Origin of the sequence: Pseudomonas sp. LTJR-52, from assembly GCF_003691465.1 — a bacterium.
GTDB lineage: Bacteria > Pseudomonadota > Gammaproteobacteria > Pseudomonadales > Pseudomonadaceae > Chryseomonas > Chryseomonas luteola.
This window is the reverse complement of the sequence record NZ_CP033105.1, coordinates 1908927-1931543: the sequence shown is the minus strand read 5'-3', so window position 1 is coordinate 1931543 and position 22617 is coordinate 1908927. Positions and strand designations below refer to the sequence as shown.

Genomic DNA, 22617 nt, shown 5'->3' with positions numbered 1-22617 from the left:
GCAAGCCCGCCGAATCGGCACCGACAGGCAAAGTTAAAGTGGTTTCTTAGATTGTGTCTTTAACTGATTATTTCGCAAGGGGTGTACGTTGTCCTTTTGTATCAACCGACAAGCGGTTGAGTAGACTCAGTGGCGAAACGGTCAGGTGAACGAGGGCGGCAAGGGTATCACGTCATAGACGGTGCTTATCAAACGATAGATAGCTCGCTATTGAAATTGCCATTGGCCATCACTACGCTGGGCGCGTCAATTTGTCCTCCCTTGCGTACACTCATGTCTATAAATACACCTAAAGAAATCGCAACACTGGCGATACAGGCTGGTATTGCCAAAAATCGGCTTTCCATTCCTACCCTATTCATTCTTGGCGTTATGGCCGGCGCGTTCATTGCGACTGGTTTTCTTCTCGATATTCACGTTATTGGCACCATGCCCGCCGAATGGGGCTCGTTTGCAGGCTTCGTTGGCGCAGCGGTTTTCCCGGTCGGCCTGATCATGACCGTGCTGGCAGGCGGTGAGTTACTGACGGGCAATATGCTGCTGCTTCCTCTGGCACGTTTTGCAGGCGGTATCAGCACGATGGGGGTGATTCGCAACTGGCTATGGGTCACGCTTGCCAACTTTGTCGGCAGCCTGGCTGTCGCGTACTTCTTCGGTCATATGCTGGGTCTCACCGAGGGTGCATTCCTGGGCAAGACCGTTGCCATTGCGCAGGCAAAGATGAACGCCGACTTCCTTCACGCCTTCGTTTCCGGTATCGGATGCAACTGGCTCGTCTGTCTGGGCGTCTGGATCGCGTTTGCCAGCAAGGATGTGGTAGGTAAAGTCGTGGGCATGTGGTTTCCCGTCATGGCCTTTGTTGCCATCGGTTTTCAGCATGTGGTTGCCAACATGTTTATCATTCCAGCCGCTATCTTTGCAGGCCAGGCTACCTGGGCCCAATGTCTGCCCAACCTGGTAGCGGTTTTCCTGGGTAATGCTGTGGGTGGCGCCGGCTTTGTAGGGTTGGCCTATTTTCTGGCCTATCGCCCTGCATCTGCGCAAGCGACGGCCGATCTGGCGTCAGCGCTACAAAAGACCCAGGCGGATCTTGCACCCACAACACCCACACTCAAGGCCGTGAACGACTGATAAGTTGAAGTGCATAGCGGATTGACCGGCCACCCCTGCCGGTCAATCCATCCTATCCTGATGTCAGAGGCATTGCCCAACGGCTTCTGCCAGCTGCTGAGCTCGCGGGTCCATGAGAATATAAGGTCCCAATGTGTTGGTGGCGAAACCAAATGCTACCCTGCGCTCAGGGTCGGCGAACCCGATAGACCCACCCGCACCTGGATGACCAAAGGCCTGCACGCCCAGGCCATAGGTTGCGTTGGCGTGGTCAGGCTGGTCCAGCATGAATCCCAGGCCGAAGCGTGTCGAGGTCATTAGCGTCCTGTCGTCACCCCGACTATGTTCCGTGAGCATGTGCTGCAAGACCGTCTGGTCCAGCAATCGACCGTCGAGCAGCCCCGCATAAAACCCTGCCAGTGAGCGCGCATTGCCATGACCGTTGGCGGCAGGCTGCTCGAAACGGCGCCACTCCGGTTTATTGGTGCTGGTCAGAATGCCCGGCGGGTTGGCAAAAGCACGGGTACTCAAGGCTTGGGGGTCGGTCATGGTGGTCTTCAAGAGACGCTGGGCGGCAGCATCCCCCATGTCGCCCTTGCCTCGAGCAATATGCGCAACCCGATACTCTTCGCTCTCAGGCAGACCGATATGAAAATCCAGCCCAAGCGGCCTGGCCGTTCGGGCAACAATAGCTTCCCCTGGTGAGCGGCCATCAATGCGGCGAATCAGTTCTCCCATCAGCCAGCCATAGGTCATCGGTGAATAGCCGTGGCTCTCGCCTGGCGTCCACCAAGGCGTTTCGGCGGCAAGGGCAGCCGTCATGGTGTCCCAGTCATACAGCGCACTGGCAGGCAATGGAGCACGCAAGGCAGCCAGTCCTGCCTGATGGCACAGTAACTGGCGCACCGTAATGGCGCCCTTGCCTGCAGCCGCAAATTCCGGCCAGTAGTGTTGTACTGGTTTATCCAGTTCAAGCCTGCCCTCTTGAACCAACTGCATGGCGGCCACGGCAGTAAAGGCTTTGGTGCAGGAAAATAGATTCAGTATCGTGTCCGTCTGCCACCCGCTCTGCGCATCCTTGTCCGCCGTGCCTGCCCAGAGATCCAGAACGGTTTCGCCGTCCACCTGAACGCACAGGGCTGCACCGCGGGTATGCACGCCTCGCCCCGGCTCGTCGAACAGAGCACTGAAGCGGTCCCTGACGGTTTCAAAGGCCAGATCGAAATAACCTTGGATCTGCACAGCTGTCTCCTCATCGTGGTCATATTCAAGTCTCTCACACTGACGAGAAGAGACCTCTACTACTGCACTTCCAGCCGGAACGGCGGTAAGGTGCTCAGGATGGCCTTGCCATAACGCTGCGTAACGACACGACGATCCAGCAGGCTGATCGTGCCGCTGTCCGACTCGGTGCGCAGGAGACGTCCACAAGCCTGGATCAGGCGCAGCGAGGCATCGGGCACAGCGATTTCCATGAACGGATTGCCACCCCGTGCCTCGATCCATTCGGCCAAAGCAGCCTCGACAGGATCATCCGGCACCGCAAAGGGAATCTTGGCAATCACGACGTGCTCACAATAAGCCCCGGGCAGGTCGACTCCTTCGGCAAAGCTGGCCAGACCGAACAATACGCTGGGCTCGCCATCATCCACGCGGGAGCGGTGTTTATTGAGTGTCTCCTGCTTGGACAGGTTGCCCTGGATCAGTACACGGCGGCGCCAGTCACGCTCCAGCCCATCGAAGACATCCTGCATCTGTCGCCGGGAAGAAAACAGCACCAATGCCCCCTTGGCCCCTTCCAGCATATCGGGCAGCTCTCGCACGATAGCCGCCGTATGGGCCGCAGAGTCTCTCGGATCCGCCTGCAGATTAGGTACGCGCAATAACCCTGCCTCGGCATATTTGAAGGGACTGGGCACAATTGCCGTGTTGGCGCTTTGAGGCAGGCCTGCCCGCATCCGAAAACGATCGAATGTCCCCAGCGCCGTCAAGGTGGCGGAAGTTACCAGCGCGCCATAAGCCACGTTCCATAGCGTACGCCGTAGCGTTTCCGCAGCCAGGATGGGACTGGCATTGACCTCGATATCATGGAATGCACCGGACTCTACCAATGTCAGCCAGCGCGCCATGGGTGGTGAGTCGGTCGGATCTTCCAGCGTAAAGGCCGTCCACAGCTCCCAATTACCCTGGGACCGAGCCAGCAGGCTGCCAAACAGCGGATACCACTCTTCTGCCTGATAACTTGCAATGCCAATGCTTTTCTCCCCGTCCATGGCCTCTTTCAAGAGGTCCGTAAGACGAGTGAACAGGTCGGACAGCTGGGCAAAGCCCTTTTTGAGCTCAGTCCCCATTTCCCTTAAATCCGCTGGGACGAGGCCACCAACGAACCGATGGCGAGGCCGATCACGTCCCTCCATGTCTTCGCCGGCGCGAAACTCGGCCAGCTGCTCACAGGCTGTAAACATGAACTGCTGCTGGGTACGAATCTGTCTGGCCAGTTCGGGTACTTGCTCAACCAGCCGTCCCAGCTCGCCCGGCAAGGGATGTTGAGCCAGCAGCTTGGTCAGATTCTTGGCGATTTGCTCCAGCCACTCGGCCGTGGAGCGCAGGCGGGTAAAGTGAGCGAAGTGATTGATCGCCTTGTCCGGCAAGTGATGGCCTTCGTCAAACACATAAATGGTATCGCGCGGGTCGGGCAGAATAGCCCCGCCACCGAGCGCAAGGTCAGCCAGTACAAGATCATGGTTGGTAACGATCACGTCTACCTTGGTCATGCCTTCACGGGCACGGAAAAAGGCGCACTGCTGAAAATTCGGGCAGTGCCGATTGGTGCACTGCGTATGGTCAGTGGTTATTCGTGACCAGTGTTGGTCATCAATGGCTTCTGGCCAGCTGTCACGGTCACCGTCCCAGCGATTACTGGCCAAGCGCTCGATCATCTTCGTAAACAGCTTCTGACCAGCCTCATCGACGTCGATCGTAAAGCCATCATCCGCAAACAGCTGAGCGGTCGTATTCTGGGCTTCGCTTTCCTGCAGCATGAGATCCAGGCGCGACAGGCACAGGTAGCGCCCTCGCCCCTTTGCCAGGGCAAAATTGAACGACAGACCACTGTTACGCAGGATATCCGGAAGGTCCTTGTTGACGATCTGCTCCTGCAGAGCCACTGTTGCCGTCGCAATGACCAGACGCTTGCCGGCCGCCTTGGCCGCAGGAATGGCGGCGAGACTATAGGCAACGGTCTTGCCGGTACCGGTTCCGGCTTCCACAGCCACGACGGCAGGATCGCCAACGCGACGCCCTTCGTCATCCTGCTTGATCGCACCGAGCCCTTTGGCCGTCTCGGCAATCATCAGCCGCTGACCATAGCGCGGCTTGAGCGACTTGGCTTCGAGAAAGCGGGTATAAGCCCCCTGAATCTGGGACTTGAGTTCGGCACTAAGCATGGGGTTCCTCGACAGGGAAGCGTCATACGCTTCCAGCAGGCGCCACCGGCAGGTGACCCTATCAGCAATACAGCACTGTATAAAATATCAGTAGTTTGGGAAAGCGGCTAATCGTAATGCACTTTTGCCGACGTACTGATTATATCACTAGCAAAAAAGACTTTTCGGTGCCGACCTCCCTGATCTGAAGCGGTTAAACCTAAAAAGCCTTGATTTTTCCTAAAGATACAAACGGTGTTTTCAAACCATGGCAAATCACATGATAGAAAACTGAGGCGATTGGCTATGGAAGAGCAGGCCCAACAACTGGACCGAGTCTGCTCCTTCAACCCATAGTTGTTTTAGCTCGGCTATTCAGTGGCCTGGAGCTGATCGTGTTGGTAGGCGATACCAGTGAAATACACCAAATAGCGCTATCCATAAACGATTACGCCACGGATATGAACTTTGACGGAGTTGCCGGTTGAGCATGAGCACCTCCAAGACGCGCAAGCAAAACAGCACGACTCCAGCAAGATTCAGTAAAGCCTCGAACGGAAAGGCAAAAGGCTGGAACACGTTAGTTATGACAACGAGCCAGAATAAAAGAGAAAGAAATTTACCGATAATCATCAGGGCTGAGGACATGCTTTGTATTCAACATAAAAACTAACGTGATGTTGATTCTACTACCTAATGGAGATCAAAGCCGTCAAAGCATTTATGTAGCTTCCTTCCGTCTGTTCCCTGTTTCTTCCAATGGTCGGAAATTAACGTCGTCAGGCTTAAGGTCACGAGCGAGAGGCCGCCATACAAACAGATCCTCGTAGTGCTTATCCTTTGTCTGGTGGTTCTACCGTGAAAAGAAAAAAACTCTCGCTTACCTGCCTAGCCCCTTTGGCTTTGCTGAGCCCCTTTTCAGAGGCCAACGAGCTTAGCTGGAATTTAAAGCTAATCGGCCTAACGCCTACTTTTTACACTAACCAGCCTCTAGGGCAAGGTTTACGCGTGGGCGTATTGGATGGCTTGGCTGACTATAATCATCTGGAATTTAGTGGCCGACTTAATCGCAGCTGGCTCAGCCCGAACGGACAATACACATCTTTTGATAATCACGGATCGCATGTTGCAGGAATCATTGGAGCCGCCATGAACGGCAAAGGCACTATGGGTGTAGCGCCACGTGCCTCGCTGTCCAATGTAGCTGTATTTGATAACCGCGGCTGGGTCGCCGGCTTGTCTACATCCAATGCCATGGCTCGGGTCATAGCTGACGGCGCGCGCGTTACTAACATGAGCTATGGCCCTACGACTGCAGGTGACCTGGCCTATCCCGAGACGTTGAGCGCCATTAGCACTTATCGCCATCAGACAGTAGCCGTACTGGCAGCAGGCAATAATGGTGCGGTCCTAAGGAATGAACATTGGTCTTTGCAAAGCGCTCCGCTGGCTAACCTGGTCATTGTTGGTAGCGTGGATAGCAACAAGGCCCGCTCGGCCTTCTCCAATATCCCTGGCGAATCCTGTTTTACCACCTATCGATGCCAGGAAGCTGATAAGTTCAAGTATCGCTTTTTGATGGCCCCCGGCGGCAAATGGATTTATTCCACCGGTCCTAATAATAGCTATTTAGGCATGGCTGGTACGTCCATGGCAGCGCCTCATGTATCAGGTGCAGCGGCACTTCTCTTATCGAAGTGGCCTTTCCTAACTCCAGCGCAAACGGTCGATATTTTATTTAGGTCTGCGGAGGACTTAGGCGCAAAAGGCGTTGACTCCGTATACGGCTGGGGTCTTTTACGCGTTGACCGCGCCATGGCGCCTGTCGGTCAAACACGAATTGCAACGGGTGTTACTGTCACGAGTAATAGTGTTCCAGCTAACTCGACGCGGCTGATTATGCCAAGTGCAATGGGAAGTAGCCGCGTTTTACGGTCAGCCATGCGCGATGCTGTAGTCTTTGATGAAGTAGGCCGCGACTTTCAGGTCGATGCTTCACAATGGAGTCATAACCGTACACTGGCGCTTGATTTATCTCGCCACTTGGCGCGTATGGCTGACATATCTCAACCAGATGTCATTTCACAGCGCTTGACTCCCGGCCTGACGCTGACAAGCCTCAGCACTCCTGCATTGAGAGGCGAACAAAACCTTACTTCGCCTCTTGAAGATACTGCAGAAGACAAGCGTCTCTCGCAGATGCCTGCCTGGCGCCTGGATGGCCAGACGAAAGACTTGTCTCTCAGTATTGGTAAAGGGTTTTCCTTCAGTGAAGCCTTCCTTGGTACGACTACTGCCCCCCTTTTTCTAACAGAGCGCTCGGCAGCTGAGCTGCCTTTGTCAGGATTAGCTAAGGAGGACGTATTCGGCCTTACTCGTCTCACACTAACTGACACCCTTGCCTTTTCAGTAGGCTTCAGTGAGCTATCCGACTCGACTCTGACAGCCAAAGCCCAAGGTACGCTGATAGCTGCACGCCTTGCTTATGCACCCAGCAAGCGCGTCGAAGTAGCAATCACGCAAACCGTTCTGGACGAGAAAGACATGACGCTCGGAGGCCCTTCAACGGGGGCGCTAGCGTTGGGCAAAGCCGCCCATACGGTAGCAACCGGTCTTAGTGTGACGATGAAACCTTTTCCTTCAGTACAGACACAGGTACACCTGACAGAAGCGGTAACACATCTAGAGGCAAGCGATACGTCTCTGTTCCGCTCTATAGATAACCTGCCAAGCCGGGCTTATGGTGGGTCCGTCATAAAGACAGGTGTCTTCAATGCAGAAGATGCGCTCGGCCTTAACATTACGAAGCCTCTGCGCGTTCATAGTGCACGTGCCTCCCTGGACACGCCTATTGGTCGAACAGATCAAGGTAGCGTGTTGTATAACCGTAGCGTGGTTAACCTGGAGCCACAGGGTAGCCAGACTGATATCGAGTTGAGCTACCGGGGAAAACTGGGAAAGCGTACCGGCTTTGGTGTCAGCCTGTTCCATCAGGACCAATTTAATCATCAGCGTGGCGAAACGAATAGCGGCGTCTCGTTCAGCGTTAAGATTGACCTTTAACTTCACGTACCCGACAGATACCCAAGGACCCTTTTGAGGTCCTTGGGTATAAGAAATCACTGACGCTCGACTAAGATTTCTACGCGCCGGTTGGTAGCACGACCTTCTGCCGTTTCGTTGGTAGCCACGGGCTGGCTTTCCCCAAGCCCTTGGACAGAGACGATACTAGCCGCCGGAACGCCCGACTGAACCAGGTAATTACGCACGGCTGCTGCACGACGCTCAGACAGGCGCTGGTTATACTTTTCAGTACCCTTGCTGTCAGTATGTCCGTTAATTGTCAGCCGTGTCGTGGACGCTTCGTTTCTTAACCGGGAGGCTACGGTATCGAGCTGCGCACGGTCCGCCGGACTGATTTCGGCCGAATCGAAGGCAAAGTGCAGATCACGTACAACAATGGTCTCTTGGCGAGGAAGCGGCTCGGGTGCAGGCGTGGGAGCCGGCGCAGGCGTTACCGGTTCGACAGCAGCTACCTGCTCCTCACCCTGCCCATGAACATAGCAGTAAGCCCCCGCCGTGGCGCCGGCAACCAGCCCGCCCCACCCAGCATAGCTACTGCTTTCAATGGCGCCGACGGCCGCACCCGTGGCACCACCAATGGCGGCACACGCAGGCCAGTCCGTTTTCTTTACACCAGCGCAACCTGTTAAAACACTGCCCACCAGAATGAGGGGTAAAGCGGTCCTTATAATCGTCATTGTTGTCTCCTATTAAGGACTAGAAAAAGCGACCTCGAAAAAGGAATTGGACATCGATTTCTCCGCTCCGTCAGACTGGCGGTACAGGCCTGATCTTGACAGTGCCGCTTGATTAGTCTCCACAACAACCGCCGAGGTTCCACATGACCGCGACATTATCGTCACGTACTCCGCAACAGGCCTTGGCCGCGCTATTGGATCACTACACCCCTACTCGCCTGCTGATGGTCAGTACCAGCGAGATACCCGCCGTGCAGGCTTTCAAGGCAGCTCACCCTGACTGCGAGTTGACGCAGTCCCCTGCCGGATCATTACAGGAACCGGTATCCCACCAACGCTATGACCTGGCTATCCTAGCTGACTGTCTGGAACACCTGTCCGTACGTGAAGGTCAGCAACTACTGGGTGGAATCCGCAATCTTAACGCCAGTCGGCTGGCTGTCCTGGTCGATCTGGCCGCCAGCCAATGGCAGCCTAGGGACTTCTATGCTCTGGCCATGCAACAGAGCGAGCGCTTTCAGCGTGATCAGCAAACCCTGACGTTGTTCACGTATGATCTGCATGATTACAAGCAGGTACCGGACTGGCTAAATGCCCGCTTCTGGGCCCATCCTGAACTCTTTGGAAAATATTGGTGGTAACGATGGCATCTGCTCCTTGCCCATGCGGCAGCGACGAGCTACTCGACAACTGCTGCGGCCGCTATCATTCAGGTGCCTCAGCCCCTACCGCCGAGGCGCTGATGCGCTCGCGTTACAGCGCCTATGTGCTGGGGTTGATCGACTACCTGATCGAGACGACCTTGCCTGCACAACAGGCAGGACTGGACAGGGCAGCCATAAGCGCCTGGAGTGCCCAGAGCACCTGGCTTGGGCTTGAGGTTGAAAGCCATGAGCCTCTGGGAGGCGTTCCTGAGCACGCCTGGGTTATCTTTGTGGCCCGCTGGCACGATGCGCAGGGGGACCATGCACACCGGGAGCGCTCGGCGTTTGTTCAACAGCAGGGGCGCTGGTATTTCCTGGATCCGACCGTGCCCATGACGGCAGGCCGCAACGACCCCTGCCCATGTGGCAGCACGACCAAATTCAAGAAATGTTGCGGCCCTTTCCTGCCATAGTAGAGCCGCTACACCAGTTTGAGATGAGACGTATCGGGCACCTGGACAGCTGTCTGTGGCCTTTCCTCGCCCATGTCGCTTCCTACCGGTGCCAGTGTGAGCTTACCCAGATCAACCTGGGGCGGAGCGACCTCGGCCTTCTGGTCCTGCAGATCCGCTCCAACCGGTGCCAAGCCAAAGTCCGGAGCATCGACATTGACAAACGCTGCCATGACCTCATCGCGCGGCGCAACGGATACACGACGCGCTACAGACGATGCGCCCGACTCCGCCTTCTCGGCACTGACTGGAGCTGGCGCAAGGTCGATCTCTTCCGCAATCACCATTGACACGACTTCAACCCTAGCACCGGCATGGGTCAGCGCAGCCCGATATTTTTCAGCAGCGGCTGCATCCAGTCTATTCTTGATAATGACGCGGCGCCCGGAAAACAGCTGAGCGATACGCCTCTCGTCCGCCTGGAACAACCGAGCCAGGTTGGCACGTACTTGCGCTTCGTCAGCACCTGTCACTACCTCACCGGAAAAGGCGATCTCGAAAAGGCTCATGTTCATCATCCTGTCTAGCTTGAGGGCTATAAGTTCTGTAGATTGCTTACCGCCTGAGGAGCGGCTAGCCCGTTTTTCAACCTGTATAAGTACAACATAATGGCCCAGGCACTTGCCGACTTCAGAATAAAATGAGCATGGCTCGCGTTTGGGTAAGGTCCAGCTTATGCCAGGCACGCCTGTGCAACAATCGGACCGAGCTATTTTTCGATGCGCCGACGCGCTGTAACCACTGCCCTTCGTTATGGAGTCGTCACATGCTTTTTCGGGCATTCAACAGGAGAGTCCTGGGTCTCTCGCTAGGCGTCCTGATCCTGTTTGGAGTCAGTGGCTGTACGTGGTTCTCCAGGGATTACGAAGACCCTGAAATACAGCTGACCCAGGTAGACCTGCTCAAAGCCAAATTATGGGGACAGGAATTCCTGTTGCACTTCAAGGTGGACAACCCCAACGATATCGATCTGCCCATTCGTGGCATGACGTATGCGATCTACCTGGAAGATATTCCCCTTGCCGAAGGCGAAACGGGGCGTAACTTCACGATCCCAGCCTCTGGCAGCACGGAGTTTACCCTCCCCGTGCAGACCAATATGTGGCGGTACGTCAAAGACATCGTCAAACTGATCAAACGGACCGACAAGCCCGTTCATTATCGTCTCGTTGGCGAAGTGAAGACCGGTCTGATGTTTGGCCGCAGCGTCTATATATCGCGCAGCGGCGAGATCGTACCGAACAATTTTTTACCGGAGTAATCAATGAACCAGCAACCCCACGTCCACGGCCCTGACTGCAATCATGACCACGATCACGGCCATCATCACCATGTTCATGGGCCGCATTGCAATCATGGTCCAGCTACCCCTGTTCGCAACCCACTCAAAGAGATCGGTCGCAACGATCCCTGCCCGTGCGGAAGCGAGAAAAAATACAAGAAGTGCCACGGCGCTTCATGAATAAATGACGGCCCACTGATGTGGGCCGTTCTCGTTCATCGTTCCTTTCGAACTGTAAGCGTCCAGCCCGGTCACTCCTTTGGCAGTACCCTTTGCCCCGGAGAGCCTTGATGATCGATCTTTATTACTGGACTACCCCCAACGGCCACAAAGTAACGCTGTTTCTTGAGGAAGCCGAACTGCCCTACCGCATTCATCCCATCAACATCATGAAGGATGAACAGTTTGCGCCAGACTTTCTGAAGATTTCGCCCAACAACAAGATTCCTGCCATTGTCGATCAGAACCCGGCAGATAATGGCAGCCCCGTGACGCTGTTCGAGTCTGGCGCCATCCTGCTCTATCTGGCAGAAAAAACCGGCAAATTCATCCCGCTGAATATCCGCGGACGTCAGGAGGTCATGCAGTGGCTATTCTGGCAAATGGGCGGTCTCGGCCCTATGGCCGGTCAGAACCACCATTTCGGGCGTTTCGCCAAAGAGAAGATTCCTTATGCGATTGATCGCTACGTGAGCGAGACCGCGCGCCTTTACAGCGTACTGAACAAGCGACTGGAAGATCGGGACTTTGTGGCAGGTGGGGAATACACCATTGCCGACATGGCCATTTATCCGTGGATTGTGCCCTACGAATGGCAACAGCAAAAGCTGGAAGACTATCCCAATATCAAGCGGTGGTTTGAGACGATTAGCATGCGAACCGCTACTGTCCGCGCCTATGACCTCGTCAACAAGGTAAACCCGCCAGCGGCGAGCTGATTGCCAGAACAGGCGTCGGCAGCGCTATAGCGACCGACGCCTGTCATGATCACGTCAGCGGCTGACCGTCATCATCGTGGAAGCGCGCCTTTTCAACCGCTGGCGTGCGCCAGCCAGCCGACACACCCCACAGGAAAAACACCAGACCAATCACCGCCACTACCGCCAGATCCCATCCGTATGGCAGATAACCCTGGCCACCGAAACGGTCGCTTCCCGCCCAGGAGACCGCTGCCAACACCGGCAGGAAACACAGCAGCCACAGCGAGCCGAAGAAATGACGGCTGAAACCCTTCCACCCCTGCTTGGCCTGGTAATAGAGGTATATGGGCAATGCCGCCACGATCAGCAGCATGATTTCACCTGTCCGAGGCCACTTGGCCCAGTAGAGAAGCTCAGTGGCGAAAATGAACGCCAGTGCGGCTAAAACAGACAGCCCTCGGATTCGCAAAGGGCGATAGAGCTCAGGCGCCGTCCGCCGCAATGCCATGACACTTACCGGCCCGGTCAGGTAGGAAATGATCGTGGCAACAGAAATAACTGCCGCCAGTGTGCCCCAGCCCCGGAAGAAAAACAGGAAGATGAAGGACACCGCAAGGTTCAGCCACATGGCCGGGCGGGGAATCCCGAACTTGGGATGTACATGCCCGAACATGGCCGGCAGGCTGCCGTTGCGCTGGATACCATAGATCATCCGCGCAGTGGTGGCAGTATAGGTAGCGCCTGTTCCGCTCGGGCTGACAAAGGCGTCCGCATAGAGCAGAAAGGCTAGCCAGTTCAGGTTCAAGGCCAGCGCCAGTTGGGCAAAAGGTGAGCTATATTCAAGACCTGCCCATCCCTCGTGCAGATGCTCAGGAGGAACGGCGCCTAGAAAGGCAACCTGGAGGAGAAGATAGATCACCGTGGCGATAATGATCGAACCGATTACCCCAAAGGGTACGCTACGGCCGGGATTATGCGCCTCGCCTGCAAGATTTACCGGACTTTGGAAACCATTGAAACTGAACACAATGCCGCTGATGGCTACTGCTGTCAGGACAGCCGAAATACTGATGGAGTGGTCTTCGCCGGTGATGCCAACGGTAAAATTCTCACTATGAAAACCTGACAGCATGAGCGCTATGGCGGTCAGTGCCGGTACCACTAACTTGAATATCGTGATTGCACTGTTACTGCGGGCATAGAGCTTGACGCCCCAAAAGTTGAGCAGGAAGTACACGACTACCAGGAGCGCGGCCAGTATCAGACCGGTTGTACTCAACTCGCCATGACCGCTGCTGACACTGTAAAGGTCCTGCGCCCATTGCCAGGGCCAGGACGCCATATACTGAACAGAAGCCTCTGCCTCGACCGGGATGACCGATACAATCGCGATCCAATTGGCCCATCCGCCAATGAACCCTACCAGAGAGCCGTGCGAGTAGTGCCCATAGCGCACCATGCCGCCCGACTCTGGAAACATGGCACCCAGCTCGGCATAGGTCAGCGCGATGAAAAGAATGATCACTGCACCTAATAACCACGCATAGATAGCCCCAGGGCCTGCCAGCTGGGCAGCATGCCAGGCACCAAACAACCAGCCGGATCCGATGATCGACCCCAGCCCAGTAAACATTAAAGCCAGAGGCCCTAAATCGCGACGGATCGCGCGCTCATTCGACATCGTGTACTCCTTGGTCAGCGCCTTAAAAGACGGACTCAAGGCCGATGAACAGAGCAACAACGGGCCAAAAGTCGCCCGTCCAATTGGCGAAGCGACAAATCATGTCAGAATGTTTCTGTCGTGATAAGGATTAAATGTCGTTTTTAAACAAGTGTGATCCGCTTCACTGGTCAGAAAAATCACACCCGCTGGCGGAATGGACTGGACAGTGCTTGCCTGGATAACAACGCCTCACTAACGTAGCGCGCTTTTGAAACCCTGCTCCTCTGGAGACTATCCGTTCATGGATTTTCCTGCTTACCGGCGCCATCTGGGTCGCCTTGGTCTTGTTTCAGTACTGGGGCTTGCGGGCTGCCAGACAACGTTTGATCAACGTGACACGGATAGCCTTCCACCCAGCTCGGGCGTTCAGCCCATCAAGGGACTTGCAGAAAACGCGTCGATTCGGCGAAGCGAATTGGGCGTGCCCCTGATCGAAACATCGACCTTTCACGATGCGCTGTTCACGTTGGGTTATGTCCACGCATCGGATCGACTGAGCCAAATGATTACCTTGCGCCTGCTGGCGCAAGGACGGCTGGCAGAAATGGCAGGGCCGGACGCATTGGACACCGATCGCCTTATGCGTGCGGTCAATCTCAGGAAAACGGCAGAAACTGCCTACAAGAATGCATCGCCACGCCTGAAGAAATTCCTAGAGGTCTACGCTCGCGGCGTTAACGCCTACCTGTTCCGTTACCGGAACAAGCTTCCAGCAGATCTGGCCGCCACCGGTTATCAGCCTGAATATTGGAAGCCTGAGGACTCCGCCCTGCTCTTTGCTCTGCTCGATTTCAGTCTGTCCGTCAATCTGAACGAGGAACTGGCCAGTCTGGCGTTGGCACAGAAGGTCAGTGCCGATACCTTAGCCTGGTTGCTGCCCAGCTATCCCGATGAGCCGATTCCCGTCGACGAAGCTGCCAAACTCAAGGGTTTGTCCTTGGCGGGACAGATCCCAGGGCTGGAGGCGTTGAACGCAGCCTCAACATGCCTCACCCAGGTAAACGGATTGACGGTTCCCGCCGGAAGCAGCTGGGCCATTGCTCCGCAACGCAGTCGCAGCGGCAAGAGCTTGTTGGCAGGTGACCTCAGCCAATCGCTTGCCCTGTCATCGGCCTGGAGCTACGTACAGGTTCGTGCGCCCCGTTACCAGGCGGCAGGATTGTCCCTTGCGGGCACGCCTTTTATTTTTGCTGGCTATAACGGCACGTTGGCTTGGTCTTTCTCACCGGCCATGGGGGATACCCAAGATCTGTATCTTGAGCGTGTGCGCAGCCAGGGTAACGGCCTGAGCTATGAGATCAACGGGAAATGGACACCTGCAGCTGCTCGTTCCGAGACCTTTTTTGTAAAAGGCCAACGGCCCGTGCGAGAAGTGCACTTCGAGACTCGCCACGGCCCGCTGCTCAATAACCTAACTGGCCAACAACGCGGTTATGGCTTGGCGCTGCGAAGAGCGACGTTGGAAGCGGATAAGTCCATGGATGCCGTGTTCGACTTGAGCCGCGCCAAGAATGTAGACCGTGCGTTCGAGGTAACCCGAGATATTCGTGCACTCCCTCTGAACATTGTCTTTACCGATGCCGAGCACATCGCCTGGCAGGTGACCGGCCTATACCCCAACCGCCGCGAAGGACGCGGGCTGCTGCCCTCACCTGGGTGGACCGATCGTTATGAATGGGATGGTTTTGCCGACCCGATGTTGCATCCCTATGACCAGGACCCTTCCCAAGGGTGGCTTGGCCATGCTGGCAACCGTACGGTGCCGCTGGGGTATGGCATGCAGCTGTCGAGCTCATGGCAGGCTCCCGAGCGGGCCGAACGTATCGCTCAGCTTGCAGGCTCGCAGACACGGCTGGAAGCTCGCAACCTGATGGCCATGCAGGCAGACCAGACCTCACCGTTGGTCGCCAAGGTCCAGGCCATGCTGAGCGCACCGGGCATGGCTCAGCCCCTCAAATCGGCCATCGAGGCCCTACCGGCTGAGCAACGCGCACATGCCACCGAGGCCTTGCGCCGAATCGGCACGTTCGATGGGCGCCTATTGGCCACGTCAGCCGATGCGGCCGTCTATGAAGCGTTTCTGCAGGCTACCGCTCGACTGACTTTTGCCGATGAACTGGGAGGAAGCAACAGCCCGGTGATGCAGGCCCTCAACCGGATCGCCACGCTCTCTTACTCGGCTCAGATCGATCATCTTCTGACCCGGGACGATAGTCCTTTCTGGAATGATACCCAGACGACAGCCAGGCACGACAAGCCGGCCATTCTTGCCCAGGCGCTTGCCTCAGCCATTGCCGAATGCGAGCAGGTCATGGGTAATGACCGAAACAGCTGGCAATGGGGGCGTCTGCACACGTATGACTGGCAGGGCGAAACCGAACAGGCGGCTACCCGGCCAGGTACCAATACACGCTATCCCGCTCGCCGGGCATATCCAGCAGGCGGTGACTTCTCGACACTGGATCGCTCGGCCTATGGCTGGGGCAACGGCTTTGGGGCACACAGTGCCAACAGCTTGCGCATGGTCGTGGATTTTGGTCAGCCGGAACCGTTTATGGCCATTGATGGCAAGGGGCAGTCGGATAATCCAGCCAGCCCTTACTACGGCAAGGGCATCGAACCCTGGCTGAAAGGTCAGTATTCCAGCTTCCCCTTCCAGCCGCACAATCTGGATCGTGTTTATGGCATGCGTCGTCTGACGCTAACGCCTGCCCAGTAAGCGAGCCGGCCCTGGCATATCACTTGCTTCATGTGTCTTCAGAAGCAAGTGCCAACGGCGGCATTTGCTGACCGTATATTCGACAATGGCGTCGTTCTGCGCCGATAACCCTTGTTATCGGCCTTAACGGCGCTTTTTTGTTTATGTTTTTGCCAAGGCTTGCTATGACGACGATTAACGCCCTCGCCTGGGTATCAGGCTCGGATGCACCAGAACGGAGCATTGTAAATCTGGGCTTCATGCCCCTGACCGACGCTGCCTCGCTGATCGTGGCAGCCACTCAAGGATTCGCTCAGCCCTACGGATTGACTCTGCACCTGCATCGTCAGCCGTCCTGGTCAGCCCTGAGGGATCGTCTACTCAATGGCGAGCTGGATGCGGCGCACAGCTTGTACAGCATGATCTATGGCCTGCAATTGGGGCTGGGCAGCTCGTCACCTACCGACATGGCTGTCCTGATGGGCTTGGCCCAGAATGGGCAAAGCATCAACCTCTCAGCCTCGCTCGCGACCGAAGGTGTCACTACAGCTGAAGCACTGGCACACCGTATTCAGCAGTCTTCGCAGGCTCCGCTTGTGCTGGCGCATACCCTACCCACCGGGACTCATGCGCTCTGGCTGTACTACTGGCTGGCCGCCAAAGGCATCCATCCGCTGGAAGATGTGAGCACCGCTGTGGTGCCTCCACCGATGATGGTGGAGCATTTACGCGCTGGCCGAATCGATGGGTATTGTGTAGGCGAGCCCTGGGGCGCCTCGGCCATTGAGCAAGGCCTGGGCGTGACCCTGGCTACAACGCAATCCATCTGGCCGGATCATCCAGAAAAGGTGTTGGCCTGTACCCGTGCGTTTGCCGAGCAGAACCCCAATACGGCCCGCGCCTTGATCTGTGCCCTGCTCGATGCCAGCCGGTTCATCGAGGAAAGCCTCGAGAACCGCCGCAGCACTGCACAACTCATCAGCGGCGCTGCCTATATCAATGCACCGGTAAGCGCCATCGAGCCGCGCATGCTGGGTCAGTACACAGATGGACTGGGGCAGCGCTGGCAGGATGAGCACCCCCTGCGCTTCTTTCATAAGGGTGCAGTCAATATGCCCTATCTATCAGATGGCATGTGGTTCATGACTCAATTCCGCCGCTGGGGTCTTTTGCGCAGCGATCCTGACTACGTGGGAGTAGCCCGTCAGGTACAGCAGCTCTCGCTTTACGGCGAGGCGGCAGCGCGTGTAGGCGTGGAGGTTCCTGATCAGCCCCTGCGCAGCGCTACGCTCATTGACGGCCGGGTATGGGATGGACAGGATCCGGCAGGCTACGCCCGCAGCTTTACCCTGCATGCCCTGGCTGACGCCATGCTTAATCCACTGACTTGACTTCGAGGCGACAAGCACCATGCGCATTCTGCTTATCGACGACACCCCGAAGAAGGTAGGCCGCCTGAAGGCCGCCCTGCTGGAAGCCGGCTTTGACGTAATCGAAGAGTCCGGCCTGACCATAGACCTGCCCGCCCGAATCGAAGCGATCCGCCCCGATGTCATCCTGTTCGACACCCAGTCGCCCAGCCGTGACGTTATGGATCAGGTATGCCTAGTGACGCGAGACCGCCCTCGGCCAATCGTCATGTTTACCGACGAGCACGATCCAGATGTCATGCGCCAGGCCATTCAGTCAGGCGTCAGCGCCTATATCGTGGAAGGCATTCATGCCCAACGATTGCAACCGATCCTCGACGTGGCCATGGCACGCTTCGAAACCGATCAGGCTCTGCGTGCCCAGCTGCAGGCACGGGAACAGCAACTAGCCGAGCGCAAGCGAATCGAGCTGGCGAAAGGCATGTTGATGAAAATGCGGGACTGCAATGAGGAACAGGCTTACACCCTGATGCGCCGCCAGGCCATGAGTAAACAGCAAAAGCTCGTTCAGGTAGCTGAGCAGATCATTTCCATGAACGAGCTGCTCGGCATGTAAAGCCCCTCATTGACGTTGTTGCACGGAGTGCGCTGGCGAGGTTGGCAGCGCAGTGACCGTCTGACTCAAGCAGACCCGGTTGCGGCCCTCGCGCTTGGCTTCGTAGAGCGCCTTGTCGGCTGCCTGCAGCAATTCCTCGGCCTTCTGACCGCTCTGTGGATACATGGCAATACCCAGCGAAATGGTGACCGGGCCCAGTGGCGTACCGCCATACATGACTTGCATACGGCTGACTGCCTCACGTAGCGCTTCGCAGCGTGCCACTGCCCCTGCCTGAGTACACTCGGGCAGCACCAGTGCAAATTCCTCCCCTCCAAAGCGACAAGCCAGATCGCTGGCACGCACCAAGCGTTTCATTTCTACCGCCAAGTGTCTCAGCACAGCATCACCCGCTTCATGGCCATGCGTGTCGTTAAATCGCTTGAAGTGATCCACATCGAGCAGAACGATGGCAGTAGTAGTCTGATTACGGCCCGCTCGCAACAGCTCACGACTAACCGTCTCATCCAGGAATCGTCGATTGTGGAGTCCTGTCAGGGAGTCAATGATCGACTGATGACGCAAGCTTTCTCGTAGTGCAAGGTTAGCAACGCCAAGCGAGACCTGTTCAGCAAATGCCTCAGCAAGCTCAATGCCACTCTTAGGATGATTGCAAAGTGTTAGCACGCCAACGGGTTCGCCCTGAGCCATGAGCGGAACACACACGTATCCATTTGTGCTGAGGGAAAGCCCTGCCATATGGGGACAGATCAAATCCTTATTAATGTCCTGCACATCATGTGTCTGCCCACGGCGTACGGACCAGCACTGATGCGGTTCAAACAAGGTCTTAACAGGGTCCCACCCGTTCCATGAACCGGCCATCTCCAGTACATCCCGTGAAGGATGATAAAGGTGTATGCACCCAGGTGCATCACTGAAAAGCTGACTGCCAAAACGGGTAATGATGTCGTAGCACTCAGGAAAGTCAGTGGTAGAGTGCAGCGCACCCGCCATGCGGCTCATTAAAACCGTCTCGTGATTGCGATTCTCCAATGCCAGCATGCCGCGAGATAACTGTTCGGAAAGGTCCAGTAGGCGGCTTTCACTTGCCTTGGTCTCATTCAGTACGCGAAATGTAAACTTATAGAGAATAACGACCAACACGAGATCAAGCAGGGCAATAAAGAGCAGAGCGATACGTATAATCTGGCGCCGAAGCTCGATTTCCTGGCCAACCAACAGGCTTTGTTGCTGAATACGGTTTTCAAGCATCGATACCTCCTGACGGACAGTATCCATAAGCCTTTTGCCTTCCCCTGTACTAATGCGTGCGATTGCCTGAGCCTGACCTTTATCCCGATGCAGCTGAATGACGCTATTCCAGTAGCTTCGCTGTTCCGTAATATGCCCCTGAAGCGCTATAAATTCTGGATACTTCTTAACGTCAATCTCATTTTTCAAGGCCCCAAAAAGGTGGTCCACTTCGGCGTAGCCCTGAAACAATGGAGTGAGGTAATCCTCTCGCCCAGTCAGAACAAACCCTCTTTGCCCCGTTTCTCCATCCTTGACGGCTGAAATGAGCCGCTCAATTTTTTGTAGTTGCGATTCCAGCGCTTCATACTCATCAATGCTTTCCCTGACCCAGGTAGTACTACCCAAAGGCACAAGGATATTAATCACCAGCAAAATGATGATGAGACTGAATCGGCTACGCAGCTGCGAAGCAGTTTTGGTCATTAATCGATTCCAAGAAAATCTATACCTGTTTTGATGAGCTGCAGCCTCATCAATATCAAGCTTAGATACTATAAGTTCTCTATATGCCGACCATATCGGTAGCGAAACGAATAAATTAAGAACTGACGGGTCCACTATAGTGTTACATTCATTTTCATGAAGAGCTTTTCCGCTCTGGCTTGAAGACGGCCCCTATCTAGGCTATAAGCCCGGAAACCCCGTATGGACATCATCATGCTCAAACACTTGATCGGTCTGTTCAAAGCGCCTTCGGAAGAAGAGCGGAAATTGGCACAAACGATCAACAACTCGTACAAGTCTCTTCGAGTCGTAGGCCGCGGCACCATCCGAATTGATCCTGAAGAAGTGTTTGACTCGCCGGAGTTCAAGCAGGATCTCGACCGAGCCAAGCGCCTTATCAACGGCTAAATGTTTCTTCTCCTTCTTCTGCCTATCCTGGTTAGCGGGTTTCTCGTCTGTCACAAGCACCCGCTTTTCTACTATCGCCTGCATCGCTACGAGGGACAGTACCTCTATTTGCAGAGCGCCCGACTGGGTCTGTTTTGCGCGCTTCTTTCGCTGACCCTTAACCTCATCCTGTTTCTGCTCGTGGCCCAGCATGACTGGACGGTGGCAGGCCGTACCTTTTCGCTCGATTACTTTTCCGGCCTGGCGAGCCTGATCCTGCGGACCCATGCCATTGAGGATGCGAGCCAGGCCGCCCAGCTCTCCTGGATTCTTATCCTCACCGTGACCGCACTCATGATCCCAAGGCCCTGGGCATTTCTGGCCAAGGCTTACATCAAGCGGCGGCATGGGTTGAAGGAAGAGAACTATGCAATGTTTCTCATGGCCGGCATTCTCAAGGACAGCCCGCTGGATGACCTGCTGTTCAATGCCACGATCAACCGTGAAACCCTGATGCTCTCCCTGGAGGAGCGCAAGGTCTATGTGGGCAAAATCACGACCCTGGGCGAACCCAGCGAAACGGAAGGTGCCGATCAGGAGGTCTGCATCAAGCCGATCATGAGTGGCTATCGGGACAAGGACAAACTCTGGGTAACGTTCACGACCCACTATGCCGATGCGGACAAGGATATTTACCTCACGCTGAAGCAGAGCCAAATCCTGTCTGCAACCAAGTTTGACTTTGATGCCTACGAGCGCTTTGTCCGCAGTAAAAAGCCGGACCGTGTAACGTCCTAACAAGACGATGCCTGTGCCCCATATCCGGGCATGTCTATCCACGATGCGCTGTAATGATTCAGACGGGCGGATGGTCTGACGGTAAAACCGCAGGCCAGAGCGCTTTGCTGACTTGGCGTGGCGTTTGCTAATCCATCCGTAACGGTAGCCAACGGCGGTTACCCACCTACGACAAAGGCGTCGCGTTGCTCCTGCTCCGGCAGAGGGCAACGTGGCGCCTTTGTCGTTTCTGCCCCAATGCCCGGGGCGGGTGGACGCTCCGCGGTTGTGCTGAATGCCTGGCATTTCACAACGCACGTCAGGCGCGTTCGCCTTGTGATGTTCGAACTGGGGCCCTGCCGCGTGGCGGGTACATCGTTGATTACGAGGTGCACGAATGAACACGAGTTTCTGGAAAGCCGGCCATGCGCCTACGCTCTTTGCCGCGTTTCTTTATTTCGACCTGAGCTTCATGGTCTGGTACGTACTTGGCCCGCTGGCGGTGCAGATTGCCTCCGACCTGCAACTGACTACCCAGCAGCGCAGCATGATGGTAGCCACGCCCATTCTTGCAGGCGCCGTGCTGCGTCTGATCCTCGGCTTTGTGGCTGACACGCTCTCGCCCAAGACCGCAGGCATTATTGGCCAGATCGCCGTCATCGCGGCGCTATTCGTGGCGTGGCAGATGGGTATCGACAGTTACGAGCAGGCTCTGCTGCTGGGACTCTTCCTGGGTTTTGCCGGCGCTTCCTTTGCCGTCGCCCTACCGCTGGCCTCGCAATGGTATCCGCCGCAGCATCAGGGCAAGGCCATGGGCATTGCAGGTGCCGGCAACTCAGGAACGGTCTTCGCGGCGCTATTCGCTCCTGGTCTTGCAAAACTGTTCGGCTGGACCAACGTCTTTGGCTGGGCGTTGATTCCGCTGGTCGCTACGCTCGTCTTCTTCGTATTGTTTGCACGCAATGCACCGCAGCGGCCTGCGCCGAAGAAACTAGCCGACTATGCCAAGGCCCTGGGTGATCATGACAGCTGGTGGTTCATGTTTTTCTACAGCGTGACCTTTGGTGGTTTTCTCGGCCTTGCCAGTACCCTGCCGGGTTACTTTCATGACCAATATGGCCTGGAGCCCGTCGTTGCCGGCTATTACACCGCTGCCTGCGTCTTTGGCGGTAGCCTGATGCGGCCGCTGGGTGGCGCGCTGGCTGATCGGATTGGCGGTATCCGCTGCCTGTTGGGCATGTATACCGTGGCAGCTGTTTGTATTGCCGCAGTAGGCTTCCATCTACCCAGTGCAACGGCCGCCCTGGGGCTGTTCGTAGTCGCCATGCTGAGCCTGGGCGCAGGCAATGGCTCGGTTTTCCAGCTGGTGCCGCAGCGCTTTCGCAAGGAAATCGGCGTCATGACTGGCTTGATCGGTATGGCGGGCGGTATCGGAGGCTTTGTCCTGACGGCGGGCCTTGGTGCCATCAAGCAATCCACCGGTGATTATCAACTGGGCCTCTGGCTATTCGCCTGCTTGGGCGTACTGGCCTGGTTTGGCCTGCTGAGTGTGAAACGACGCTGGAGAACCACCTGGGGATCGGCGGCCGTGTCTGCCGCACGCGTTTAACTAGAAACGCCCGTCAAACGACGGGCATTTCGCTTCTATAACC

Annotated in this window: 20 protein-coding genes; 13 read left to right on the top strand and 7 right to left on the bottom strand. The window is 56.1% G+C overall.

What is annotated here, in order from left to right:
- Positions 1-273 precede the first annotated feature (273 nt).
- A complete protein-coding gene (locus EAW52_RS08975) occupies positions 274-1131 on the top strand; it encodes a formate/nitrite transporter family protein (protein ID WP_010794970.1) in 858 nt (285 codons plus the stop codon).
- 63 nt (positions 1132-1194) lie between these two features.
- On the opposite strand, the gene EAW52_RS08970 is transcribed toward EAW52_RS08975, so the two are convergent.
- The 3 genes from EAW52_RS08970 to EAW52_RS08960 all read right to left on the bottom strand — a co-directional run bounded on the left by EAW52_RS08970 (position 1195) and on the right by EAW52_RS08960 (position 5168).
- Positions 1195-2352, bottom strand: a complete 1158-nt coding sequence (locus tag EAW52_RS08970; RefSeq protein WP_122042163.1) for a serine hydrolase domain-containing protein — start codon at positions 2350-2352, stop codon at positions 1195-1197.
- Between the two features lie 59 nt (positions 2353-2411).
- A complete protein-coding gene (gene dinG / locus EAW52_RS08965; protein WP_074823795.1) occupies positions 2412-4556 on the bottom strand; it encodes an ATP-dependent DNA helicase DinG in 2145 nt (714 codons plus the stop codon).
- Between the two features lie 354 nt (positions 4557-4910).
- The gene (locus EAW52_RS08960; RefSeq protein ID WP_122044756.1) at positions 4911-5168 is read right to left on the bottom strand and encodes a DUF1145 domain-containing protein; all 258 of its coding nucleotides are present in this window, start codon (positions 5166-5168) and stop codon (positions 4911-4913) included.
- A 225-nt stretch (positions 5169-5393) separates the two neighbouring features.
- On the opposite strand from EAW52_RS08960, the gene EAW52_RS08955 reads away from it, so the two are divergent.
- On the top strand, positions 5394-7598 hold the full coding sequence (locus EAW52_RS08955) for a S8 family peptidase (RefSeq protein ID WP_256680767.1): 2205 nt from the start codon (positions 5394-5396) through the stop codon (positions 7596-7598).
- A gap of 56 nt (positions 7599-7654) precedes the next feature.
- On the opposite strand, the gene EAW52_RS08950 is transcribed toward EAW52_RS08955, so the two are convergent.
- Entirely contained in the window at positions 7655-8296 is a 642-nt protein-coding gene (locus tag EAW52_RS08950) for an OmpA family protein (protein WP_010794975.1), read from the bottom strand.
- A 143-nt stretch (positions 8297-8439) separates the two neighbouring features.
- On the opposite strand from EAW52_RS08950, the gene EAW52_RS08945 reads away from it, so the two are divergent.
- Both EAW52_RS08945 and EAW52_RS08940 read left to right on the top strand, forming a co-directional pair.
- Positions 8440-8937, top strand: a complete 498-nt coding sequence (locus EAW52_RS08945) for a DUF6231 family protein (RefSeq protein WP_122042161.1) — start codon at positions 8440-8442, stop codon at positions 8935-8937.
- Positions 8938-8939: 2 nt separating this feature from the next.
- Positions 8940-9413: a YchJ family protein gene (locus EAW52_RS08940; RefSeq protein ID WP_122042160.1), complete on the top strand. Its 474-nt coding sequence runs from the start codon at positions 8940-8942 to the stop codon at positions 9411-9413.
- Between the two features lie 8 nt (positions 9414-9421).
- Here EAW52_RS08940 and EAW52_RS08935 read toward each other — a convergent pair whose 3' ends face one another.
- Entirely contained in the window at positions 9422-9961 is a 540-nt protein-coding gene (locus EAW52_RS08935; RefSeq protein ID WP_122042159.1) for a hypothetical protein, read from the bottom strand.
- A gap of 257 nt (positions 9962-10218) precedes the next feature.
- Between EAW52_RS08935 and EAW52_RS08930 the strand changes: the two genes are divergently transcribed.
- From EAW52_RS08930 to EAW52_RS08920, 3 genes are all read left to right on the top strand, one after another.
- On the top strand, positions 10219-10713 hold the full coding sequence (locus EAW52_RS08930) for an LEA type 2 family protein (protein ID WP_122042158.1): 495 nt from the start codon (positions 10219-10221) through the stop codon (positions 10711-10713).
- Between the two features lie 3 nt (positions 10714-10716).
- Positions 10717-10914 (top strand): SEC-C metal-binding domain-containing protein, encoded by a 198-nt coding sequence (locus tag EAW52_RS08925; protein ID WP_010794980.1) that lies wholly within the window; start codon positions 10717-10719, stop codon positions 10912-10914.
- A gap of 110 nt (positions 10915-11024) precedes the next feature.
- Entirely contained in the window at positions 11025-11672 is a 648-nt protein-coding gene (locus EAW52_RS08920; RefSeq protein WP_074823778.1) for a glutathione binding-like protein, read from the top strand.
- Positions 11673-11721: 49 nt separating this feature from the next.
- On the opposite strand, the gene EAW52_RS08915 is transcribed toward EAW52_RS08920, so the two are convergent.
- A complete protein-coding gene (locus EAW52_RS08915; protein ID WP_122042157.1) occupies positions 11722-13335 on the bottom strand; it encodes an APC family permease in 1614 nt (537 codons plus the stop codon).
- 283 nt (positions 13336-13618) lie between these two features.
- Here EAW52_RS08915 and EAW52_RS08910 point away from each other — a divergent pair, with 283 nt between their 5' ends.
- The 3 genes from EAW52_RS08910 to EAW52_RS08900 all read left to right on the top strand — a co-directional run bounded on the left by EAW52_RS08910 (position 13619) and on the right by EAW52_RS08900 (position 18061).
- Positions 13619-16096, top strand: a complete 2478-nt coding sequence (locus EAW52_RS08910) for a penicillin acylase family protein (RefSeq protein WP_122042156.1) — start codon at positions 13619-13621, stop codon at positions 16094-16096.
- A 164-nt stretch (positions 16097-16260) separates the two neighbouring features.
- Positions 16261-17466 (top strand): CmpA/NrtA family ABC transporter substrate-binding protein, encoded by a 1206-nt coding sequence (locus EAW52_RS08905; protein WP_122042155.1) that lies wholly within the window; start codon positions 16261-16263, stop codon positions 17464-17466.
- 19 nt (positions 17467-17485) lie between these two features.
- Positions 17486-18061, top strand: coding sequence for an ANTAR domain-containing response regulator (locus EAW52_RS08900; RefSeq protein WP_010794985.1), 576 nt, complete (start codon positions 17486-17488; stop codon positions 18059-18061).
- Between the two features lie 6 nt (positions 18062-18067).
- Here EAW52_RS08900 and EAW52_RS08895 read toward each other — a convergent pair whose 3' ends face one another.
- The gene (locus EAW52_RS08895; RefSeq protein WP_122042154.1) at positions 18068-19780 is read right to left on the bottom strand and encodes a diguanylate cyclase; all 1713 of its coding nucleotides are present in this window, start codon (positions 19778-19780) and stop codon (positions 18068-18070) included.
- Between the two features lie 222 nt (positions 19781-20002).
- Between EAW52_RS08895 and EAW52_RS08890 the strand changes: the two genes are divergently transcribed.
- The 3 genes from EAW52_RS08890 to EAW52_RS08880 all read left to right on the top strand — a co-directional run bounded on the left by EAW52_RS08890 (position 20003) and on the right by EAW52_RS08880 (position 22574).
- Positions 20003-20209, top strand: coding sequence for a hypothetical protein (locus EAW52_RS08890; protein WP_169715109.1), 207 nt, complete (start codon positions 20003-20005; stop codon positions 20207-20209).
- Positions 20210-20986, top strand: a complete 777-nt coding sequence (locus EAW52_RS08885) for a hypothetical protein (RefSeq protein WP_122042153.1) — start codon at positions 20210-20212, stop codon at positions 20984-20986.
- A 376-nt stretch (positions 20987-21362) separates the two neighbouring features.
- The gene (locus tag EAW52_RS08880; protein ID WP_122042152.1) at positions 21363-22574 is read left to right on the top strand and encodes a NarK/NasA family nitrate transporter; all 1212 of its coding nucleotides are present in this window, start codon (positions 21363-21365) and stop codon (positions 22572-22574) included.
- Positions 22575-22617: the final 43 nt, after the last annotated feature.

Excerpts from the sequence above, each read along its gene's own strand:
- EAW52_RS08920 (WP_074823778.1), top strand. The coding sequence starts at position 11,025 with ATGATCGATCTTTATTACTGGACTACCCCCAACGGCCACAAAGTAACG.
- EAW52_RS08945 (WP_122042161.1), top strand. The coding sequence starts at position 8,440 with ATGACCGCGACATTATCGTCACGTACTCCGCAACAGGCCTTGGCCGCG.
- EAW52_RS08935 (WP_122042159.1), bottom strand. The coding sequence starts at position 9,961 with ATGAGCCTTTTCGAGATCGCCTTTTCCGGTGAGGTAGTGACAGGTGCT.
- EAW52_RS08885 (WP_122042153.1), top strand. The coding sequence starts at position 20,210 with ATGTTTCTTCTCCTTCTTCTGCCTATCCTGGTTAGCGGGTTTCTCGTC.
- EAW52_RS08950 (WP_010794975.1), bottom strand. The coding sequence starts at position 8,296 with ATGACGATTATAAGGACCGCTTTACCCCTCATTCTGGTGGGCAGTGTT.
- EAW52_RS08900 (WP_010794985.1), top strand. The coding sequence starts at position 17,486 with ATGCGCATTCTGCTTATCGACGACACCCCGAAGAAGGTAGGCCGCCTG.
- EAW52_RS08925 (WP_010794980.1), top strand. The coding sequence starts at position 10,717 with ATGAACCAGCAACCCCACGTCCACGGCCCTGACTGCAATCATGACCAC.
- EAW52_RS08910 (WP_122042156.1), top strand. The coding sequence starts at position 13,619 with ATGGATTTTCCTGCTTACCGGCGCCATCTGGGTCGCCTTGGTCTTGTT.
- EAW52_RS08905 (WP_122042155.1), top strand. The coding sequence starts at position 16,261 with ATGACGACGATTAACGCCCTCGCCTGGGTATCAGGCTCGGATGCACCA.
- EAW52_RS08975 (WP_010794970.1), top strand. The coding sequence starts at position 274 with ATGTCTATAAATACACCTAAAGAAATCGCAACACTGGCGATACAGGCT.
- EAW52_RS08915 (WP_122042157.1), bottom strand. The coding sequence starts at position 13,335 with ATGTCGAATGAGCGCGCGATCCGTCGCGATTTAGGGCCTCTGGCTTTA.
- EAW52_RS08940 (WP_122042160.1), top strand. The coding sequence starts at position 8,940 with ATGGCATCTGCTCCTTGCCCATGCGGCAGCGACGAGCTACTCGACAAC.
- EAW52_RS08895 (WP_122042154.1), bottom strand. The coding sequence starts at position 19,780 with ATGACCAAAACTGCTTCGCAGCTGCGTAGCCGATTCAGTCTCATCATC.
- dinG (WP_074823795.1), bottom strand. The coding sequence starts at position 4,556 with ATGCTTAGTGCCGAACTCAAGTCCCAGATTCAGGGGGCTTATACCCGC.
- EAW52_RS08890 (WP_169715109.1), top strand. The coding sequence starts at position 20,003 with ATGGACATCATCATGCTCAAACACTTGATCGGTCTGTTCAAAGCGCCT.
- EAW52_RS08880 (WP_122042152.1), top strand. The coding sequence starts at position 21,363 with ATGAACACGAGTTTCTGGAAAGCCGGCCATGCGCCTACGCTCTTTGCC.
- EAW52_RS08930 (WP_122042158.1), top strand. The coding sequence starts at position 10,219 with ATGCTTTTTCGGGCATTCAACAGGAGAGTCCTGGGTCTCTCGCTAGGC.
- EAW52_RS08960 (WP_122044756.1), bottom strand. The coding sequence starts at position 5,168 with ATGATTATCGGTAAATTTCTTTCTCTTTTATTCTGGCTCGTTGTCATA.